This is a genomic window from Pseudomonas pisciculturae (assembly GCF_015461805.1).
Classification (GTDB): Bacteria; Pseudomonadota; Gammaproteobacteria; order Pseudomonadales; family Pseudomonadaceae; genus Aquipseudomonas; species Aquipseudomonas pisciculturae.
The window spans coordinates 136,609-156,878 of sequence record NZ_JACVZE010000003.1 but is presented as its reverse complement, the minus strand read 5'-3'; the positions used below and the strand labels follow the sequence as shown (position 1 = coordinate 156,878).

Below are 20,270 nucleotides of genomic sequence, written 5' to 3'. Positions count from 1 at the left end.
GCTCTTGCACCAAGGCACGTACGTTGGCGCCGTTTTGGTGCTGTACTGCACCGGGCTCTACGATAAAGCGCAATGACTGCCGCTCTGGCATAAGTCTTGCGCGCGTCAAACCCCATGCCCTGGCTCGCAGGAGGCCGCCGTGTCGATTCATGTCGCGTTGCACCACGTTACGCATTACCGCTACGACCGCGCTGTCGAGCTCGGCCCACAGATCGTGCGGTTGCGCCCGGCGGCCCATAGCCGCACGCGGATTCTCTCCTACGCGCTGAAAGTGCTGCCCGAGCAGCATTTCATCAATTGGCAACAAGACCCCCAGGGCAATTACCTGGCGCGGTTGGTGTTCCCGGAAAAGACCGATGAGCTACGCATTGAAGTCGACCTGGTCGCTGAGATGGCGGTGTTCAACCCGTTCGACTTCTTCCTTGAGCCCTACGCCGAAAAAATCCCCTTCAGCTACGCCGCCGATGAGCAGCGGGAGCTGGCGCCGTACCTCGAAACGCTGCCGCTCACGCCACAATTTTCCGCGTACCTGGCCGGTATCGACCGCACGCCCTTGCCTGCGGTGGATTTTCTGGTGGGCCTCAACCAGCGCCTGGCGGCCGATATCGGCTACCTGATCCGCATGGAGCCCGGTGTGCAAACTCCGGAATTCACCCTGCAAAACGCCTCCGGCTCGTGCCGTGATTCGGCCTGGTTGCTGGTGCAATTACTGCGCAACCTGGGCTTGGCGGCGCGGTTTGTGTCCGGTTACCTGATCCAGCTCACCGCCGACGTCAAAGCCCTCGACGGCCCGTCCGGCACCGAAGTGGACTTCACCGACCTGCACGCCTGGTGCGAGGTGTATCTGCCCGGTGCTGGCTGGATCGGCCTGGATGCCACCTCCGGTCTGTTTGCCGGTGAAGGCCATATCCCGTTGGCGTGTAGTCCTGATCCATCGTCTGCGGCGCCCATCAGTGGGCTGGTGGAACCCTGCGAGTGCGAATTCACCCACGAAATGTCGGTGGAGCGGATTTGGGAGGCGCCGCGCGTCACCAAGCCCTACACCGAAGAACAATGGCTGGCGATCCAGGCCCTGGGCCGGCAGATTGATGGCGACCTGCTCAAGGAGGATGTGCGCCTGACCATGGGCGGCGAACCGACCTTCGTCTCCATCGACGACCCCGATGGCGCCGAATGGAACACCGCCGCCCTCGGCCCGGACAAGCGCCGCCTGTCTGCCGAGCTGTTCCAGCGCATGCGCAAACACTACGCGCCCAAGGGGCTGGTGCATTTCGGCCAGGGCAAGTGGTACCCCGGCGAGCAGCTGCCGCGCTGGTCGCTCAATTGTTATTGGCGCCGCGACGGCGTGCCGATCTGGCACAACAGCGCTCTTATCGCCGATGAGCAAGAGGATTACGGGGCCGATGGCGCCATGGCTGGGCGTTTTCTGGCCAGTGTTGCCGAGCGTCTCAAACTGCCAGCGCGCTTTGTGTTCCCGGCCTTCGAAGACAATTTCTACTACCTGTGGCGCGAAGGTGCGTTGCCGCAAAACGTTACGGCCCAAGACCCGCGTCTGAGCGATGACCTGGAGCGCGAGCGTCTGCGCAAAGTGTTCAGCCAGGGCCTGGATAAAGTCATCGGCCAAGTGCTGCCGCTGGCGCGCACGGCTGCCAATGACCGCTGGCAGAGTGGGCGTTGGTACCTGCGGGATAACCACTGCCGCCTGGTGCCGGGGGATTCGCCCTTGGGCTATCGCCTGCCGTTGGCCTCGCAACCCTGGGTGACGGCGGCGGAGTATCCGTTTGTGCATCCGACTGACCCTAATCAGGATCAGCCAAACTTGCCGAGCACTACCCAGCTGCAAAACCATGGCGAGCCTGCGCTGAGCGAAGATCGCGCGCCGAAGATCGATGAATCAGCCGACTGGCTCACCCGCACCGCCCTTTGCGCCGAAGCCCGCGAGGGGCGGCTTTACCTGTTCATGCCGCCGCTGGAGCGCGTCGAGGATTACCTGGAACTGGTCGCCGCCATCGAAGCCACCGCCGAAGAGCTGCATTGCCCTGTGCTGCTGGAAGGCTACGAGCCGCCGGCTGATACACGGCTGAGCAACTTGCGCATCACGCCAGACCCCGGTGTGATAGAGGTGAATGTGCAGCCGTCCGCCACCTGGGATGAGTTGGTGGAGCGCACCGAATTTCTCTATGAAGAGGCGCGGCAGACGCGTCTTACCACCGAGAAGTTCATGATCGACGGGCGCCACACCGGCACCGGCGGCGGCAATCACTTTGTACTCGGCGGTGCTACGCCCAAGGATTCACCGTTCCTGCGTCGCCCGGACCTGCTGCGCAGCCTCATCAGCTACTGGCATAACCATCCCTCCCTGTCTTACCTGTTTTCCGGCCTGTTTATCGGCCCGACTTCCCAGGCGCCACGGGTGGACGAAGCTCGTAACGACGCACTGTACGAACTGGAAATCGCCTTCGCCCAAATGCCTGAGCCCGGCGAAGAATGCCCGCCTTGGTTGGTGGACCGCCTGCTGCGCAATCTGCTGATCGACGTGACCGGCAACACCCACCGCGCCGAATTCTGCATCGACAAGCTCTACTCACCGGACGGCGCCACCGGCCGCCTGGGCTTGCTGGAACTGCGCGCCTTTGAAATGCCGCCCCATGCGCGCATGAGCCTTACCCAGCAACTGCTGCTGCGTGCCCTGGTTGCGCGTTTTTGGCGTGAACCCTACGCGCCGCCGAAGCTGGCGCGCTGGGGCACCGAGCTGCATGACCGGTTCCTGCTGCCGCATTTTATCGAGCAGGACTTTGCCGATGTGATCGTCGAACTCAATGCCGCCGGCTACCCGCTGCGCGCCGAATGGTTTGCCGCGCACCTGGAATTCCGTTTCCCCAAGGTCGGCGACTACGCCGTCAGCGGCATCGAGCTGGAGCTGCGTCAGGCCCTGGAACCTTGGCACGTACTGGGCGAGGAGGGCGCAGTGGGCGGCACGGTGCGTTACGTGGATTCGTCCCTGGAGCGCCTGCAAGTCAAATTGACCGGCCTACCACCGCAACGCTACCTGCTGACCTGTAACGGCGTCCCGGTGCCGCTGCAAGCCACTGGCCGCGTCGGCGAGTTTGTCGCCGGGGTGCGTTATCGCGCCTGGCAACCGGCCAACTGCCTGCAACCGACCATCCCGGTGCATGCGCCGTTGGTGTTTGACTTGCTGGATACCTGGATGCAGCGTTCGCTGGGGGGGTGTCAGTACCATGTGGCGCATCCCGGCGGGCGTAATTACGACAGCTTGCCGGTGAATGCCAATGAGGCGGAGAGCCGGCGGATGGCGCGGTTTTTCCGTTTGGGGCATAGCCCAGGCAAGCTTCCCGTACCGACAGTGGTCATCAACGATGAATTACCGATGACCTTGGATCTGCGGCGCTTCCCCCATAAGAATGACTGAGCACGGTTCGAAATGTGGGAGGGGGCTTGCCCCCTCCCACAGGAGATTTACAGTGTTTGTAGGTTAATCTGAGCCCCCTTGCCCCTGCCGAGCGTTCCATGTCCGACTTGCTCGACCGTTACCCGCTGACCCCGGGCACTTATCACGAACTGCTGGATGACGGCGGCGCAGTACGTGCCCATTGGCAGCGCCTGCTCGACCACCTGCAACGCAGCACCCCTGCGCAACTGGCCCAGCGCCAGGCGCTGCTGACCCGGCAGATCCAGGAAAACGGCGTGACCTACAACGTCTACGCCGACCCCAAGGGCGCCGACCGCCCATGGGAATTGGACCTGCTGCCCCACGTGCTGGCGGCCGAAGAGTGGCAGCACCTGTCTGCCGGGATTGCCCAGCGTGCACGCCTGCTCAATGCCGTACTCGCCGATCTCTATGGCCCGCAACGTCTGATCAAGGAAGGCCTGCTGCCGGCCGAGTTGGTGTTCGGGCACAACAACTTTTTGTGGCCGTGCCAGGGTATCCAGCCGCCCGACGGTGCCTTCCTGCACCTCTACGCCGTGGACCTCGCCCGCACGCCGGACGGCCGCTGGTGGGTCACCGCCGACCGTACCCAGGCGCCGTCGGGTGCCGGTTATGCGTTGGAAAACCGCACCATCGTGTCCCGCGCCTTCCCGGACCTGTACCGCGACTTGCAGGTGCAGCACCTCACCGGTTTCTTCCGCACCTTGCAGGAAACCCTGGCCCGCCAGGCGCCCAGCGACGACCAGCCGCCGTTGATCGTTTTGCTCACGCCGGGGCGTTTCAACGAAAGCTATTTTGAACACCTCTACCTTGCCCGCCAGCTCGGTTACCCGCTGGTGGAAGGTGGCGACCTCACCGTGCGCGACAGCACCGTGTTCCTCAAAACCCTCAGCGGCCTGCGCCGTGTGCACGCGATCATGCGTCGCCTGGACGACGACTTCTGCGACCCACTGGAGCTGCGCACCGACTCGGCCCTCGGCGTGCCCGGCCTGCTCGATGCGGTGCGCCAGGGCAACGTGCTGGTGGCCAACGCCTTGGGCAGCGGCGTGCTGGAGTCTCCAGGTCTGCTCGGCTTTTTGCCGAAGATTAACGAGTTTCTGTTTGGTGAAGCGCTGATCCTGCCGTCCATCGCCACCTGGTGGTGCGGTGAAGCGCCGGTACTGGCCGAAGCCTTGGAGAAACTGCCCGAGCTGCTGATCAAGCCGGCGTTTCCATCCCAAAGTTTCACCCCGGTATTCGGGCGCGATCTGGACGAAAAACAGCGCCAGGCCCTGGCCGAACGTATGCGTGCGCGGCCCTACGCCTACGTCGCTCAAGAGCTGGCGCAACTGTCCCAGGCGCCGGTGTGGCACACCGTCGAAGACCATCTGCAACACCGTGCCATCGGCATGCGCGTGTATGCCGTGGCCAGCGATGAGGGCTATCGCGTACTGCCCGGCGGCCTGACCCGCGTGGCCGCCGAGGCGGATGCCGAAGTGGTGTCGATGCAGCGCGGTGGCGCCAGCAAAGACACTTGGGTACTGGGTGAAGGTGCGCCGGGGAGCGAGCAGTGGCGCGCGCAACGCACGATTGGTGTTCATGACCTGGTGCGCCGCGATCCTTATCTGCCTTCGCGGGTGGTTGAAAACCTGTTCTGGTTCGGCCGTTACTGCGAGCGCTGTGATGACAGTGCGCGCTGGCTGCGTATCGTGCTGGCCCGCTATGTCGACGGCGATGACCCACAAGCTTTGCAGGCGGCGGTGGAGCTGGGTGAAACCCTGCGCCTGCTACCAGAGGAGGGCGAGTTGCCTGAGCGCCTGTTGGCCGCCTTGCTCGGTGATGACTGGCCGTCGAGCCTGCGGGCCAACCTGCAACGTTTGCAGTGGGCGGCGTCCCAGGTGCGCGGCAAGCTGTCCCGTGAGAACTGGCAAGCACTGGTGGAGCTGCAACGCGAAGCCATGGAGCTGGAAAGCGAAGCACCGGATTTTGGCGAGTTGCTGGACTTTCTCAATCGCCTGGTGATGTCCCTGGCGGCGTTGTCCGGCTTTGCCCTGGACGACATGACCCGTGACGAAGGCTGGCGCTTTTTGATGATGGGCCGGCGCATCGAGCGCCTGCAATTCTTGAGCAGCAGCTTGGCCGCATTCCTGCGCGGCGTGGCGGTGTTCGATCAGGCAGGGCTGGAGTGGTTGCTGGAACTGGGCAACAGCAGCATCACCTATCGTTCGCGCTACCTGGCGGTGCCGCAATTGATCCCGGTGCTCGACCTGTTGCTGCTGGACGAGCAAAACCCCCATGCAGTGCTGTTCCAGTTGAAGCTGGTAAGCCGCACCTTGCGCCGTCTGAACGATGATTTTGGTGTGCCCCGGGAAACCGGCCTCGGCCCCTTGGTTGAGCGCCTCGCGCGGTTCGACCTGGGTTGCCTGGAGAACCCGTTGTTTGGTGAGTCCAGCGTGCGTGCCGCGTTGGACGGCCTGGCCGACCTGCTGCAAGCGGTGGCCGATGAGAGTGGGCAAGTCTCGGACCGCTTGGCGTTGCGCCACTTTGCCCATGTGGATGATGTCAGCCAGCAAACGGTGTCGCTGTGATGAGTGCGCGCTACCAGATTTTCCACGATACCCATTACCACTACGACAGCCCGGTGTCGCTGGCCCAGCAGCTGGCGCACCTGTGGCCACGGCCGTGCGCCTGGCAACGCTGCACTGCGCAGCAACTGGATATCAGCCCACTGCCGTCTTCGCGGCGCGATGAATTGGACGTGTTCGGCAACCCGATCACCCGCCTGGCGTTTGAACGGCCCCATGACGAGTTACTGGTGAATGCCGGGCTGACCGTGGAAGTTCTGGCGCGACCGGTACTGGATTTTCAGCAGTCACCGGCCTGGGACCAGACCCGCGACAGCCTGACCTACAGCAGCCAGCCGATGACCGCCGAGGTGATCGAGGCATGCCGTTACCGCTTTGAATCGCCCTATGTGCATTTGAAGCAAGCTTTCGTCGAGTTCTCCGAAAGTTGCTTCCCGCCTGCGCGGCCCTTAATGCTGGGCGTGCAGGCGTTGATGCAGAAGATCTTCAGCGAATTCACCTTCGATGCCGAAGCCACCCAAGTCGCCACGCCGCTGGTGGAAGTACTGGAGCGCCGTCGGGGCGTGTGCCAGGACTTCGCCCACCTGATGCTCGCCTGCTTACGCTCGCGAGGCCTGGCAGCGCGTTATATCAGCGGTTACCTGCTGACCCAGCCACCGCCCGGTCAGCCACGGCTGATCGGCGCCGATGCGTCCCACGCGTGGGTGTCGGTGTATTGCCCGGTGTCGGGTTGGGTGGATTTCGATCCGACCAACAATGTGCAGCCGGCACTGGAGCACATCACCCTGGCCTGGGGCCGGGATTTTTCGGATGTGTCGCCGTTGCGGGGGGTGATTCTGGGGGGCGGGAGCCATGACCCGGAGGTTCGGGTGACGGTGATGCCGCTGCAATAGCGGCAGATTGTGGTGAGCCTGGCAAACCGGTTCACCACAAAGAAAATTATTCAGCTGGATCTTTTGGTGTTTCGGTCTCGTCGCTCGTTTCTTCACCGTCGACGTCTGCGTTCAGCCCATTGGCCTCTTCGTCTGCAGCGGCCTTCTTGCGTTGCAGTTTTTCCTCTTTCTTCTGCTCCTTGGCCAGGTCTCTCTGACGTTTGGCGAAGGAGTAATTAGGTTTGGCCATGGGCGATCCTCTAGGGTCGAAGGTGAGGTTGGCGGCGCGCAGCTGCCTTGGGTTGCCATGGTAGCAGTTTCGTACCGTGCTTTGCCTTCACTTACCGCAGGCGTATGCGGCAAGCAGGCCGTTGAACAGTTGGTTTAAGTGCATGGCTCGGGCTCCATTGGGGGTGGGCCGATCATAGAAAAGTCGTACGACTTTGGCTGTTAGATTGTGTTGATAAGTCTGATAGCCTAAAGTTGTATACAATCCGTTGACACAGATCATAAGAATTTGTGCCTGAATCAGGCACCCTTGTCGCAATACGCGTTTTTTAAACCCTGCCTTGGAGATTCACATGTTTGCCAAACTCGTTGCTGTTTCCCTGCTCACTCTGGCCAGCGGCCAGTTGCTTGCTGCAGAGTGCGCGGTCACCGTCGACTCCACCGATCAGATGTCCTTCAACACCAAGGAAATCACCATCGACAAGAGCTGCAAGACCTTCACCGTGAACCTGGAACACTCGGGCAACCTGCCAAAAAACGTGATGGGTCATAACTGGGTGCTGACCACCAAGGCCGACATGCCTGCCGTAGCCACCGATGGCATGGCTGCCGGGATCGACAAGAATTACCTGAAAGAAGGCGACACCCGCGTGATCGCGCACACCAAGATCATCGGTGCAGGCGAGAAAGATTCGGTGACGTTTGATGTGTCCAAGCTGGCGGCGGGTACTGAGTACGAGTTCTTCTGCTCGTTCCCGGGCCACAACTCGATGATGAAAGGCGCGGTGGTTCTGAAGTAAGACCGCGTTATCGTTCATCGGGGGCAAGCCCCCTCCCACATTCGATCGCATTCCCATGTTGGAACTCGGGCAAATGTGGGAGGGGGCTTGCCCCCGATAGCGGTCTACCAATCACCACAAAACTATCTGACTACCTCACGGCGCAAACGGCATGACCCGCTTATGCTCAGTCTTACGGTAGGTCTCACAGATAATCCTGAACGCCTCCTCCCGCACCGGCTCCCCGTGCAAAAACGCATCGATCTCGGCATAGGTCACGCCATGTGACGCCTCGTCCGGCTTGCCCGGCGACAAGTCTTCCAGGTCCGCCGTCGGCACCTTCTCCACCAACGATTCCGGCGCACCAAAGTGCCGCGCAATCGAACGCACCTGATTCTTCACCAGCCCGCTCAGCGGTGCCAAATCACACGCGCCATCACCGAACTTGGTAAAAAAGCCCATCACGGCTTCTGCCGCATGGTCTGTGCCGATCACCAGACCGCCCGCTGCGCCGGCGATGGTGTACTGCGCGACCATGCGCATACGCGCCTTGGTGTTGCCCAGTACGAAATCGCGGGACACCGCCGCCTTGCCCTCAAATGCCGCCACTTCACCCGCCAGGGCTTTCACCGCTGGGCCGATGTTGACGGTATGGCGCTCGTCCGGTTCGATAAAGTCCACCGACGCCGTGGCATCGATTTCATCGAACTGGGTTTCGTAAGGCAGGCGCACGGCGATAAACCGGTAGGCCTCGTCACCGGTGCTGGCGCGCAGTTCCTGCATGGCGCGCTGGGCCAGAAGGCCTGCGGTGAGGGAGTCGACGCCGCCGCTGATACCCAATACCAGAGTCTTGAGCCCGGAATTGCGCAGGCAATCCTGGATAAAGGTGATGCGGCGGGCCACTTCGGCTTCGAGGGCGGCCTGGTCCTGGAACGGTGCTTGAACCTTGAGCTGTTGCGCAATCTCACGCTGTACGGCTTGCATGATTCACTCCTTGCTGGAAAGGGCAGGTACTTTGAAAACGTGCCGCAAATAGGCGACAAAATTGGGGTCGGTGCAGTGGGTCTTGCCCGCTTCATCGGAGATCTTGGCGACGGGCTGGCCATTACAGGCGGTCATTTTAAGCACAATGCTCATCGGCTCGACCCCTGGAATATCGCAGGTCAGGTTGGTGCCGATACCAAAGCTCACGTTAATGCGACCGCGCAGCGCACGGAAGATCTCCAGCGCCTTGGGCAACGACAGGCTGTCGGAGAACACCAGGGTCTTGCTCATCGGCTCGATGCCCAGTTTATGGTAGTGGGCGATGGCTTTTTCAGCCCACTGCACCGGGTCGCCGGAGTCATGGCGTAAGCCGTCGAACAGCTTGGCGAAGTACAAGTCGAAGTCGCCGAGGAAGGCGTCGGTGGTGATGCAGTCGGTCAGGGCAATGCCCAGCAGGCCACGGTATTCGCGCACCCAGCAGTCGAGGGCGGCGATCTGGCTATCGATCAGGCGCGGGCCCAGTTGCTGGTGGGCCATGATCCACTCGTGGGCCATGGTGCCCAGGGGTTTCATGTCGAATTCGCGGGCCAGGTGTACGTTGCTGGTGCCGACAAAACGGCCGGGGAAATCGTGCTTGAGCACGCTGACCACTTCTTCTTGCACCCGGTACGAGAAGCGCCGACGGGTGCCGAAGTCAGCCACTTGCAGCTCGGAAAGCTCTTCACTGCTGGCGTTGGCGGTCAGCCAATCAAACTTGCGGTACAGCTGCTCGCGCGCCTGTTCGAGGATCACGGTCTGGTAGCGATAGCGGTTACGCACTTCGCTGACGATGGCCAGCATCGGCACTTCAAACAGGATCACATGCAGCCACGGCCCGCGCAGGCGGATGAACAACTCGCCGTTCTCGATACCGGTCTGCACGTAGCGCAGGTTGAAGCGGAACAGCCCGAGAAAGCGCAAAAAGTCTGGCTTCATAAAGCTGATGCGTTCCAGGAAACCCAGCTGGTCAGGGCTCAGGCTCAATTCGGCGAGGCGTTCGATCTGGTAGCGGATCTCCGCCAGGTACGGGCGCAGGTCTTCGCTGTTACGGCAGCGGAACTCCCATTCAACTTCCACGTTGGGGTAGTTGTGCAGCACCGCCTGCATCATGGTCAGCTTGTAGAAGTCGGTGTCGAGCAGGTTCTGCACGATGCGATCGGCAAACACACTCTCGCTCATAACGGGAATCTCCAGACGGGTCGGCGATGGGCGCCGGCCTTTACGCACAATTAAGGAAGGGGGCTAGTGGCGCATAGGCAAGGGGTGGTTTGCCAGTGATTTTTTGCTGTGGCTACTGGCCTCATCGGGGGCAAGCCCCCTTCCACCTTGACTGCATTCACACATTTTGACCTGTGAACTCAGTAAATGTGGGAGGGGGCTCGCCCCCGATGGCGGTATTCCAGGCACTAAATAACTTGCTCCATCATCCACTTCACAAACTCCCGAACCTTGGGCACTTCTGCCGAATGCTCCGGGTAAGCCAGGTAATACGCATCCTGGCTCGGCATCGCGTGCTGCCACGGGATCACCAGCTTGCCCTCGGCCAGCTCCTCCTCCACCAAAAAGCGCGGCAACAACGCCACGCCACAGCCCACTTGCGCTGCCCGAATGCACATATAAAAAGTGTCGAACCGCGGCCCATGGTAGCTGTGCTCGGTCTGAAAACCCTGGCTGGCAAACCAGTCATGCCAGCCCTGAGGCCGCGAAGCATTTTGCAGCAGCACCAGCTCGCTCAGTTGTGTTGGGTCGGTAAACGGCTGCGCAGGCAAGCTCTCCGGCGCGCACACCGGCACCAGCTCTTCGCTGAACAACTTCAGGCTTTCGGTGCCGGGCCGCGAACCCTGGCCAAAGTAGAAGGCCATGTCGGCCTTGCCTTGCAGCAGTTCGTCCGGCTCCTGCTCGTTGCACAGGTCGAGGTGGATCTGCGGGTGGCGCAACCGCCAGCCCTTGAGGCGCGGCACCAGCCAGCGTGCGCCGAAGGTGTAGGGCGTGGACACCCGCAGCACTTCGGTCTCGCCGCCGTAAGAGCGCAGGTAGTGGGTGGACATCTCCACTTGCGTGAGGATCTTGCGCACCTCCACCAAGTACAAGTCGCCCGCTGGGGTCATCTGCAAGCGGCGGCGAACGCGGCGAAACAGCAGGTGTTGCAGCAACTCTTCCAACTGCGCCACCTGTTTGCTCACCGCGCTTTGCGTGAGGTTTAGTTCCTCGGCCGCGCGGGTAAAGCTCAAGTGGCGGGTGGCGGCTTCGAAACACTGCAGGGCGGTGATCGAGGGCAAATGTCTTTTGTTCAGCACGGCGTGCCTCTTTTTATGCTTTGCATGAATAAACGGAATGATATCTCGCCTAATCGTCGTTTGTTGGCAAGTCTTGGGCCAGCTACAAATAAGGCCTGGATCGCCGTGCGGGCCGCGGCGCGAATTTTCTGTTTGCAGATTGAAGGAGTCACCCATGGTTGCTGCATTGCTTGACCGTCTCGGGGTAAACCCGGCGCTGTACCAGTCGGGTAAACAGCCCGTGCATTCGCCGATTGATGGCAGCGTTATCGGTAATGTGCACTGGGAAGGTGCCGCCGAAGTGGAGCAACAGGTCAGTCGCGCCGAGCATGCATTCGAGGCCTGGCGCAAAGTGCCGGCACCCCGTCGCGGCGAGTTGGTGCGCCAATTCGGCGACGTGCTGCGTCAGTACAAGGCCGATCTCGGTGAGCTGGTGTCGTGGGAAGCCGGCAAGATCACTCAGGAAGGCCTCGGTGAAGTGCAAGAGATGATCGACATCTGCGACTTCGCCGTCGGCTTGTCCCGTCAGCTCTACGGCCTGACCATCGCCTCCGAACGCCCGGGCCACCACATGCGTGAAACCTGGCATCCGCTGGGCGTGGTCGGCGTGATCAGCGCGTTCAACTTCCCGGTGGCCGTGTGGGCGTGGAACACCACCCTGGCCCTGGTGTGCGGCAACGCGGTGATCTGGAAACCTTCGGAAAAAACCCCGCTCACTGCCCTGGCCTGCCAGGCGCTGTTCGAGCGCGTGGTGAAAAACTTCACCGATGCGCCGCCGTACCTCAGCCAAGTCATCATCGGCGGCCGCGATGCCGGCGCCGCCCTGGTGGATGACCCGCGTGTGGCCCTGATCAGCGCCACCGGCAGCACACGCATGGGCCGGGAAGTGGCGCCGAAAGTTGCCGCGCGTTTTGCCCGTAGCATCCTCGAACTGGGCGGCAACAACGCGATGATCCTCGGCCCAAGCGCCGACCTGGACATGGCCGTACGCGCCATCCTGTTCAGCGCCGTCGGCACCGCCGGCCAGCGCTGCACCACCCTGCGCCGCCTGATCGCCCATGAGTCGGTGAAGGAAGAAATCGTCACCCGCCTCAAGGCTGCGTATTCCAAGGTGCGCATCGGCCACCCGCTGGAAGGCAACCTGATCGGCCCGCTGATCGACAAGCACGGTTTTGAAAATATGCAGGACGCCCTTGAGCAAGCCTTGAGCGAAGGCGGCCGGGTGTTCGGCGGCAAGCGTCAGTTGGAAGACACGTTCCCGAATGCCTACTACGTGTCGCCAGCGATTGTGGAAATGCCTGAGCAAAGTGACGTGGTGTGCACTGAAACCTTTGCGCCGATTCTGTACGTGGTTGGTTACACAGACTTCGCCGAAGCCCTGCGCTTGAACAATGCAGTGCCGCAGGGTTTGTCGTCGTGCATCTTCACGACCGATGTGCGCGAAGCCGAGCAGTTCATGTCGGCGGTGGGCAGTGACTGCGGTATCGCCAACGTCAATATCGGCCCGAGCGGCGCGGAAATCGGCGGCGCGTTTGGCGGTGAAAAAGAGACTGGCGGTGGGCGTGAGTCGGGTTCGGATGCGTGGCGTGGGTATATGCGTCGCCAGACCAATACCGTGAACTACTCGCTGGAGTTGCCGCTGGCTCAGGGCATTACCTTCGACTGAGGTTGGAATACAGAAAAATGTGGGAGGGGGCTTGCCCCCGATGGCGGTGTGTCAGCCACCAGATGTACAGCTGACCCACTGCCATCGGGGGCAAGCCCCCTCCCACATTTGACCTCATTTGCAGTTCGAAATATTTACAGTTCGAAATAGATGTTTGTTAGGTCTCACCGGAGTCTGGCAATGGCATTGCGCGAAACATGTTTATGGGAACACCTCACCCCCAGCCGCCCCGACCGTGCCGCACTCAATGGCGAACTCAAGGTGGATGTGTGCGTGATCGGCGCCGGGATCACCGGTTTGTCGGCGGCCATTCATTTGCTGGAACAAGGTAAAAGCGTCGCCGTGCTGGAGGCCCATCGCACCGGCCACGGCGGTTCGGGGCGCAACGTCGGGCTCGTCAACGCTGGCCTGTGGATCCCGCCGGATGACATCGAAGCCGGTTTCGGCGAGGCGGTAGGCAGCCAGCTCAACCGCATGTTGGGGGCGGCGCCTTCGCTGGTGTTCAGCCTCATCGACAAATACAACATCGACTGCCAACTGCGTCGTGAAGGCACCTTGCACATGGCGCACAACGCCCGTGGCGAGGCGGACTTGCGCAGTCGTGAAGAGCAATGGAAGCGCCGTGGCGCGCCAGTGGAATTACTCAGCGGCCAAGCCTGCGAGCAAGCCACAGGCACCAAAAAAATTGCCGCCGCCTTGCTGGATCGACGCGCCGGCACCTTGAACCCGATGGCCTACACCAGTGGTTTGGCCAATGCGGCGGTGGGCCTGGGCGGGCAGTTGTTTGACCATTCGCCGGTCACTCAACTTGAACGCCAAGGCTCGCACTGGTCGGTGCAGACCGAGCAGGGCTCGGTGCAGGCTGCACAAGTGGTGATCGCCTCCAACGCCTACACCGAAGGTGAATGGACCGAGCTGCGGCGCAATTTTTTTCCCGGTTACTACTACCAGGTCGCGTCGGCCCCGCTGACGGATGATGCGGCCACACAAATCCTGCCGGGTGGTCAAGGTTCGTGGGACACGCGCCAGGTCTTGAGCAGCATCCGCCGCGATGCCGATGGCCGCCTGTTGCTTGGCAGCCTGGGCAATGGCAACCAAAAACCGGCCTGGTTCCTCAAGGCGTGGGCCGATCGGGTGCAGCAGCACTACTTCCCATACCTCAAATCGGTGCAGTGGGAATACACCTGGACCGGCTGCATCGCCTTCACCCCCGACCACCTGATGCGCCTGTTCGAACCAGCGCCTGGCCTGGTGGCAGTAACGGGCTATAACGGCCGTGGCGTGACCACCGGCAGCGTGGTCGGCAAGGCGTTCGCTGACTACTTGTGTCACCAGAATCCCCACGCGCTGCCGATCCCCTTCGCACCGATGCAGCCGCTGGCCGCAGTGGGCCTGCGCAGCTGTCTTTATGAAGCGGGATTCTCGCTGTATCACGCGGGGCAATGCCTGAGGATCGTGATCTGATCAGCGAAATACCGCTCAGAAGTCTGCATTTTCTTAGCAGGCTACTAATCTGTATTGGTGCAAGTCGTAGCAATCACGCACTGTAAATGTGCAGTTCCGTTACGCCGTCGGTTACAGCTTTAGGAACTGTCGTTTATTCGTCTGGTTGCAGGTGCGACCTGCTGAGGTTGTACTTTTTTGGCTTGTTGGTTGCACCTCTCGAAGCTAGAGGGTTGCACGTCCTGACGAGCGGCGTCGAAACGCCCGTAATACCCATTCCACCGTGTCTTTTTGAAGAATAAAAACGTACTGGCACGAGGCTTGCTCTGAGCTTTCAGTGAAAAGTTTGAACGCAAGTTGTAGTGCCAAAAATCAAAAATATCGGAGCACCACTCATGTCCCAGACGTTTTACAAGAAAGGTTTTCTGGCCCTCGCCGTTGCTGCGGCGCTGGGTGTTTCTACGTTTGTTCAAGCTGATGTGAAGATCGGTGTAGCGGGGCCTATGACGGGCGCCAACGCCGCTTTCGGTGAGCAGTACATGAAGGGTGCCCAAGCGGCAGCCGACACCATCAACAAGGCTGGCGGTATCAACGGCGAGAAAATCGTCCTGGTGGCCGGCGACGATGCGTGTGAACCCAAGCAGGCCGTGGCTGTGGCTAACCGCCTGGCCGACCAGGACAAAGTGATCGGCGTGGTCGGGCACTTCTGCTCCTCCAACACCATCCCGGCTTCGGAGGTCTACGACGAAGCGGGCATCATCGCAATCACCCCAGGCTCCACCAACCCACAAGTGACCGAGCGTGGCCTGGGTGCCATGTTCCGTATGTGCGGGCGTGACGACCAGCAAGGCATCGTTGCCGGCGACTATATCGTCGACGTGCTCAAGGGCAAGAAAGTCGCGGTCATCAACGACAAGGACACCTACGGCAAAGGCCTGGCCGACGCCACCGCTGCCCAGTTGACCAAGCGCGGCGTCAAGCCGGTGCTGGAAGAGGGCCTGACCCGTGGCGAGAAAGACTTCAGCGCCCTGGTCACCAAGATCCGTTCCCTGGGCGCCGACGTCGTGTACTTCGGCGGCCTGCACCCGGAAGCCGGCCCACTGGTTCGCCAGATCCGCGAAGCCGGTTTGAAAGACGTCAAGTTCATGTCTGATGACGGCGTAGTGACTGACGAACTGGTAGCCACCGCTGGCGGCGCGCAATACGTCGATGGCGTTTACATGACCTTCGGCGCCGACCCGCGCCTGCTGCCAGACAGCAAGGCCGTGGTAGAAGAGTTCCGCAAAAATGGCACTGAGCCGGAAGGCTACACCCTGTACGCCTACGCCTCGGTCCAGGCCCTGGCTGCTGGCTTCAATGGCGCCAAGTCCAACAAGGGCGAAGATGCGGCCAAGTGGCTGAAAGCCAACCCTGTTCAGACAGTAATGGGTAAGAAGGAATGGGACGGCAAGGGCGACCTGAAAATCTCCGACTACGTGGTTTACCAGTGGGACAAAGACGGTAAATACCATCAGCTGGACAAGCAGAAATAAGCGTAAACACGATCAGTAGGGCACCACAAATCCCCTGTGGGAGCCGGGCTTGCCCGCGATGACGGACTGACAGTCAACACTGTGTTGAATGTGCAACCGCTATCGCAGGCAAGCCAGCTCCCACAGGGGACCAAGGTTGTCAGCTACATCGCGTCCAGCAACAAATCTGTCTTTTCCTCCAGAAGCGCCGCACACCCACAGGTGTGCAGGTGCTCACCGCGTGAGATTGCGTTATGGATGGTATTTTCCTGCAGCAACTGGTCAACGGCCTGACCCTCGGGTCGGTCTACGGCCTGATCGCCATCGGCTACACAATGGTCTATGGCATCATCGGCATGATCAACTTCGCCCACGGCGAGGTTTATATGATTTCCGCTTACCTCGCGGCGATCAGTCTGGCACTGCTGGCTTACTTCGGCATCGAATCCTTCCCGCTGCTCATTCTCGGCACTTTGGTCTTCACCGTGGTCGTCACCGGCGTGTACGGGTGGGTCATTGAGCGTGTCGCCTACAAACCGCTGCGTAACTCCACGCGATTGGCACCGCTGATCAGCGCCATCGGCATCTCCCTGATCCTGCAAAACTACGCGCAGATCGCCCAAGGTGCGAAGCAACAAGGTATTCCAACCCTGCTGGCAGGGGCCTGGCGTGTCGACATCGGCACCGGCTTCGTCCAGCTCACGTACACCAAGGTGTTCATCCTGGTCGCTGCCTTCGCAGGCATGGCCTTGCTGACCTACATCATCAAATACACCAAGCTCGGCCGCATGTGCCGCGCCACCCAGCAAGACCGCAAGATGGCATCGATCCTCGGTATCAACACCGACCGCGTGATCTCCTACGTCTTCGTCATCGGTGCCGCCATGGCCGCACTGGCCGGCGTGCTCATCACCCTCAACTACGGCACCTTCGACTTCTATGCCGGCTTCATCATTGGCATCAAGGCATTTACCGCAGCGGTACTCGGCGGCATCGGCTCCCTGCCTGGGGCGATGTTGGGTGGGATTATCCTGGGTATCTCCGAGTCGCTGTTCTCGGGGTTGATCAACTCTGACTACAAAGACGTGTTCAGTTTCTCCCTGCTGGTGGTGATTCTGATATTCCGTCCCCAGGGCCTGCTGGGTCGCCCACTCGTGGCTAAGGTGTAAACATGTCTGCTGCCAAACCTATCGATATCAAGAAAAGCGTCGTCGATACGATCCTTGCCGGGCTGATTTCGCTCATCGTGTTCGGGCCGATCGTCGGCGTTGTGCTCGACGGCTACAGCTTCAACCTGGAACCGGCCCGTGTGGCCATTCTGGTCGCCATCGTGATGGCTGGCCGGTTTGCCCTGAGCCTGTTCCTGCAAACCCCCAAGGGCCTGAAGATTCTGCAAGGCTTCGAGAGCAGTGGTTCGGGCGTGCACGTGCTGGCGCCGGACTACAAGTCGCGGCTGCGCTGGATCATCCCGGCGCTGATCGTAATTGCCATCGTGTTCCCGATCTTCGCCAACAAGTACCTGCTGACCGTGGTGATCCTCGGGCTGATCTACGTACTGCTCGGCCTGGGCCTCAACATTGTGGTCGGTCTGGCCGGCCTGCTCGACCTGGGTTACGTGGCGTTCTACGCCATCGGTGCCTACGGCCTAGCGCTCGGTTACCAATACCTCGGCCTGGGCTTCTGGAGCGTGCTGCCACTGGCGGCCATCGCAGCGGCATTGGCGGGGTGCATACTCGGCTTCCCGGTTTTACGAATGCACGGTGACTACCTGGCCATCGTGACCCTGGGTTTTGGTGAAATCATCCGGCTGGTGCTGAACAACTGGCTGTCGTTTACCGGCGGCCCGAACGGCATGCCAGTACCGTCACCCACCTTTCTCGGCCTGGAATTCGGGCGCAAGGCGAAGGAGGGCGGGATTCCGTTCCACGAGTTCTTCGGCCTCGATTACAACCCCAATATCAAGTTCATGTTCATCTACATCGTGCTGTTTTTGGTGGTGCTGGCCGTGCTGTACATCAAGCACCGCCTGACCCGCATGCCGGTGGGCCGCGCTTGGGAAGCGTTGCGCGAAGATGAAATCGCCTGCCGTTCCATGGGCCTGAACCACGTACTGGTCAAGCTTTCGGCATTCACCATTGGCGCCTCCACCGCAGGGCTTGCCGGGGTGTTCTTCGCCAGCTACCAGGGCTTTGTCAACCCGTCGTCGTTTACCTTCTTCGAGTCGGCGCTGATCCTGGCCATCGTGGTGCTGGGCGGCATGGGCTCGACGGTAGGCGTGGTGATCGCGGCGTTTGTACTCACCGTCGCGCCGGAGTTGCTGCGTAGCTTCTCCGAATACCGCGTGCTGCTGTTTGGCGTGTTGATGGTGGTGATGATGATCTGGCGCCCACGCGGGTTGATCCGTATCAGCCGCAGCGGTGTGACCCCACGTAAAGGAGTGGCGCCATGAGCAAAGAAGTCGTTCTTTCCGTGGAACATTTGATGATGCACTTCGGTGGCATCAAGGCCTTGAGCGATGTAAGCCTCAAGGTCGAACGCAACTCGATCTTCGCCCTGATCGGCCCCAACGGCGCCGGCAAGACCACGGTGTTCAACTGCCTCACCGGCTTTTACAAAGCCAGTGGCGGCAAGATCAATCTCAATGTGCGTGGCAAGCAGACCGACGTGATCCAGTTGCTGGGCGAGCGTTTCCAGCCCACCGACTTTGTGTCGCCCAAAAGCTTCCTCAGCCGGGTGTACTACAAAATGTTCGGCGGCACCCATTTGGTGAACCGCGCAGGCCTGGCCCGTACCTTCCAGAACATTCGCCTGTTCAAGGAAATGTCGGTGGTGGAAAACCTGCTGGTCGCCCAGCACATGTGGGTCAACCGCAACATGCTCGCGGGCATCCTCAACACCAAGGGCTACCGCAAGGCCGAAAGCGACGCCCTCGACCACGCCTTCTACTGGCTCGAAGTGGTCGACCTGGTGGACTGCGCCAACCGCCTGGCCGGCGAACTCTCCTACGGCCAGCAGCGCCGCCTGGAAATCGCTCGCGCCATGTGCACCCGGCCGCAGATCATCTGCCTGGACGAACCGGCTGCGGGCCTCAACCCCCAGGAAACCGAAGCCCTCAGCGCGATGATTCGCCTGCTGCGCGACGAACACGACCTCACGGTGGTGCTGATCGAACACGACATGGGCATGGTGATGAGTATTTCCGACCACATCGTGGTGCTTGACCACGGCAACGTGATCGCCGAAGGCGGCCCGGACGCGATCCGCAACGACCCGAAAGTGATTGCCGCCTACCTGGGCGCCGACGAAGAGGAGCTGGTATGAGTGCACCTATCCTCGAAATGAAAGACCTGGACGTGTTTTACGGCCCGATCCAGGCCCTGAAAAAAGTCTCGCTGCACATCAACGAAGGCGAGACCGTCAGCCTGATCGGCTCCAACGGCGCGGGTAAATCCACGCTGCTGATGTCGATCTTTGGCCAGCCACGGGCCGAGTCGGGGCAGATTCTCTATAACGGCGTCGACATTACCCACAAGTCGTCCCACTACATCGCCTCCAACGGCATTGCGCAGTCGCCGGAAGGGCGGCGGGTGTTCCCCGACATGACCGTCGAGGAAAACCTGTTGATGGGCACCATCCCCATCGGTGACAAGTACGCCCAGGAAGACATGCAACGCATGTTCGAGCTGTTCCCGAGGCTCAAGGAGCGGCGTACCCAGCGGGCCATGACCATGTCCGGCGGTGAGCAACAAATGCTCGCCATCGCCCGTGCGCTGATGAGCCGGCCTAAGCTGTTGCTACTGGACGAACCGAGCCTGGGCCTGGCGCCGATTGTGGTTAAGCAGATCTTCTCGACGCTGCGCGAGTTGGCGGCCACGGGCATGACCATCTTTTTGGTGGAGCAGAACGCCAACCACGCGCTGCGCTTGTCGGATCGGGCGTATGTGATGGTCAACGGCGAGATTCGCCTGACCGGCACCGGTAAAGAGCTGTTGGTGAATGAGGAAGTGCGCAACGCTTATCTGGGCGGGCACTGATTCAACCAACACTGCGAAACCTTGTGGGAGGGGGCTTGCTCCCGATGGCGGTGTGTCAGTCAGTCCATCTGATACTGACCCACCGCCATCGGGAGCAAGCCCCCTCCCACATTTGCTTTTGTAGTGTTCTCAAGGGCTCACATCAAATTGTGGAAAACAAATCCAGCCTCCCTCCAAAGCGCGACATATAGCCGCCGCAAATACCTGTTTTGTCACAGTTTTGACTTGTCCCCACCTACTGTGGAACCGGCTGTGGGTAACGTGGTAGTACTTGGCTGAACACCTTTAAAACCGTGGCTTACAGGCTTGTGATCATTTTTTGATCAGCGGCTTTTTCGTGACCTGCCGAGTGCTTTGTCAACCTGTTTAAAGACACAGGTATATGACCGATTTATGTCCACTGAGCCTGTGGATAAGTCTGTGATT

Annotated in this window: 15 protein-coding genes; 11 read left to right on the top strand and 4 right to left on the bottom strand. The window is 60.8% G+C overall.

Annotated elements, in window-relative coordinates; genetic code table 11:
* The first annotated feature begins 139 nt into the window (after window positions 1-139).
* The 3 genes from ICY20_RS09765 (at window position 140) to ICY20_RS09755 (ending at window position 6,905) form a co-directional block, all read left to right on the top strand.
* Complete coding sequence (locus ICY20_RS09765; RefSeq protein ID WP_194937371.1) at window positions 140-3,430, top strand: transglutaminase family protein; 3,291 nt, start codon at window positions 140-142, stop codon at window positions 3,428-3,430.
* 98 nt (window positions 3,431-3,528) lie between these two features.
* The gene (locus tag ICY20_RS09760) at window positions 3,529-6,015 is read left to right on the top strand and encodes a circularly permuted type 2 ATP-grasp protein (RefSeq protein ID WP_194937370.1); all 2,487 of its coding nucleotides are present in this window, start codon (window positions 3,529-3,531) and stop codon (window positions 6,013-6,015) included.
* Entirely contained in the window at window positions 6,015-6,905 is an 891-nt protein-coding gene (locus tag ICY20_RS09755; protein WP_159960017.1) for a transglutaminase family protein, read from the top strand. The genes ICY20_RS09760 and ICY20_RS09755 overlap by 1 nt, the downstream gene beginning before the upstream one ends.
* A gap of 46 nt (window positions 6,906-6,951) precedes the next feature.
* On the opposite strand, the gene ICY20_RS09750 is transcribed toward ICY20_RS09755, so the two are convergent.
* Window positions 6,952-7,134 (bottom strand): hypothetical protein, encoded by a 183-nt coding sequence (locus ICY20_RS09750; protein ID WP_033897398.1) that lies wholly within the window; start codon window positions 7,132-7,134, stop codon window positions 6,952-6,954.
* Between the two features lie 331 nt (window positions 7,135-7,465).
* Between ICY20_RS09750 and azu the strand changes: the two genes are divergently transcribed.
* Window positions 7,466-7,912, top strand: a complete 447-nt coding sequence (gene azu, locus ICY20_RS09745; RefSeq protein WP_159960019.1) for an azurin — start codon at window positions 7,466-7,468, stop codon at window positions 7,910-7,912.
* A 135-nt stretch (window positions 7,913-8,047) separates the two neighbouring features.
* Here the strand turns inward: azu and nadE are convergent, their stop codons facing one another.
* The 3 genes from nadE to ICY20_RS09730 all read right to left on the bottom strand — a co-directional run bounded on the left by nadE (window position 8,048) and on the right by ICY20_RS09730 (window position 11,211).
* Window positions 8,048-8,875 carry an ammonia-dependent NAD(+) synthetase gene (gene nadE / locus ICY20_RS09740; RefSeq protein WP_159960021.1) on the bottom strand — a complete coding sequence of 276 codons (828 nt, stop codon included), beginning with the start codon at window positions 8,873-8,875 and terminating at the stop codon, window positions 8,048-8,050.
* A gap of 3 nt (window positions 8,876-8,878) precedes the next feature.
* Window positions 8,879-10,093: a nicotinate phosphoribosyltransferase gene (gene pncB / locus ICY20_RS09735; RefSeq protein WP_116627318.1), complete on the bottom strand. Its 1,215-nt coding sequence runs from the start codon at window positions 10,091-10,093 to the stop codon at window positions 8,879-8,881.
* A gap of 227 nt (window positions 10,094-10,320) precedes the next feature.
* Window positions 10,321-11,211 (bottom strand): LysR family transcriptional regulator, encoded by an 891-nt coding sequence (locus ICY20_RS09730; protein WP_194937369.1) that lies wholly within the window; start codon window positions 11,209-11,211, stop codon window positions 10,321-10,323.
* Between the two features lie 154 nt (window positions 11,212-11,365).
* On the opposite strand from ICY20_RS09730, the gene amaB reads away from it, so the two are divergent.
* The 7 genes from amaB to ICY20_RS09695 all read left to right on the top strand — a co-directional run bounded on the left by amaB (window position 11,366) and on the right by ICY20_RS09695 (window position 19,844).
* A complete protein-coding gene (gene amaB / locus ICY20_RS09725; RefSeq protein WP_194937368.1) occupies window positions 11,366-12,856 on the top strand; it encodes an L-piperidine-6-carboxylate dehydrogenase in 1,491 nt (496 codons plus the stop codon).
* Between the two features lie 180 nt (window positions 12,857-13,036).
* A complete protein-coding gene (amaA, locus tag ICY20_RS09720; RefSeq protein ID WP_194937367.1) occupies window positions 13,037-14,320 on the top strand; it encodes an L-pipecolate oxidase in 1,284 nt (427 codons plus the stop codon).
* A gap of 374 nt (window positions 14,321-14,694) precedes the next feature.
* Window positions 14,695-15,831, top strand: coding sequence for a branched-chain amino acid ABC transporter substrate-binding protein (locus ICY20_RS09715; RefSeq protein WP_159963420.1), 1,137 nt, complete (start codon window positions 14,695-14,697; stop codon window positions 15,829-15,831).
* A gap of 233 nt (window positions 15,832-16,064) precedes the next feature.
* Window positions 16,065-16,979 carry an ABC transporter permease subunit gene (locus tag ICY20_RS09710; protein WP_048727385.1) on the top strand — a complete coding sequence of 305 codons (915 nt, stop codon included), beginning with the start codon at window positions 16,065-16,067 and terminating at the stop codon, window positions 16,977-16,979.
* Between the two features lie 2 nt (window positions 16,980-16,981).
* A complete protein-coding gene (livM, locus tag ICY20_RS09705; protein WP_159963421.1) occupies window positions 16,982-18,259 on the top strand; it encodes a high-affinity branched-chain amino acid ABC transporter permease LivM in 1,278 nt (425 codons plus the stop codon).
* Window positions 18,256-19,131 (top strand): ABC transporter ATP-binding protein, encoded by an 876-nt coding sequence (locus ICY20_RS09700; protein ID WP_124525577.1) that lies wholly within the window; start codon window positions 18,256-18,258, stop codon window positions 19,129-19,131. The genes livM and ICY20_RS09700 overlap by 4 nt, the downstream gene beginning before the upstream one ends.
* Window positions 19,128-19,844: an ABC transporter ATP-binding protein gene (locus tag ICY20_RS09695; protein WP_017136079.1), complete on the top strand. Its 717-nt coding sequence runs from the start codon at window positions 19,128-19,130 to the stop codon at window positions 19,842-19,844. Before ICY20_RS09700 ends, ICY20_RS09695 begins: the two co-directional genes overlap by 4 nt.
* Window positions 19,845-20,270: the final 426 nt, after the last annotated feature.

Coding starts and splice junctions, on each gene's coding strand:
- azu (WP_159960019.1), top strand. CDS start 7,466: ATGTTTGCCAAACTCGTTGCTGTTTCCCTGCTCACTCTGGCCAGCGGC.
- livM (WP_159963421.1), top strand. CDS start 16,982: ATGTCTGCTGCCAAACCTATCGATATCAAGAAAAGCGTCGTCGATACG.
- ICY20_RS09760 (WP_194937370.1), top strand. CDS start 3,529: ATGTCCGACTTGCTCGACCGTTACCCGCTGACCCCGGGCACTTATCAC.
- amaA (WP_194937367.1), top strand. CDS start 13,037: ATGGCATTGCGCGAAACATGTTTATGGGAACACCTCACCCCCAGCCGC.
- amaB (WP_194937368.1), top strand. CDS start 11,366: ATGGTTGCTGCATTGCTTGACCGTCTCGGGGTAAACCCGGCGCTGTAC.
- ICY20_RS09750 (WP_033897398.1), bottom strand. CDS start 7,134: ATGGCCAAACCTAATTACTCCTTCGCCAAACGTCAGAGAGACCTGGCC.
- ICY20_RS09700 (WP_124525577.1), top strand. CDS start 18,256: ATGAGCAAAGAAGTCGTTCTTTCCGTGGAACATTTGATGATGCACTTC.
- ICY20_RS09710 (WP_048727385.1), top strand. CDS start 16,065: ATGGATGGTATTTTCCTGCAGCAACTGGTCAACGGCCTGACCCTCGGG.
- nadE (WP_159960021.1), bottom strand. CDS start 8,875: ATGCAAGCCGTACAGCGTGAGATTGCGCAACAGCTCAAGGTTCAAGCA.
- ICY20_RS09715 (WP_159963420.1), top strand. CDS start 14,695: ATGTCCCAGACGTTTTACAAGAAAGGTTTTCTGGCCCTCGCCGTTGCT.
- pncB (WP_116627318.1), bottom strand. CDS start 10,093: ATGAGCGAGAGTGTGTTTGCCGATCGCATCGTGCAGAACCTGCTCGAC.
- ICY20_RS09695 (WP_017136079.1), top strand. CDS start 19,128: ATGAGTGCACCTATCCTCGAAATGAAAGACCTGGACGTGTTTTACGGC.
- ICY20_RS09755 (WP_159960017.1), top strand. CDS start 6,015: ATGAGTGCGCGCTACCAGATTTTCCACGATACCCATTACCACTACGAC.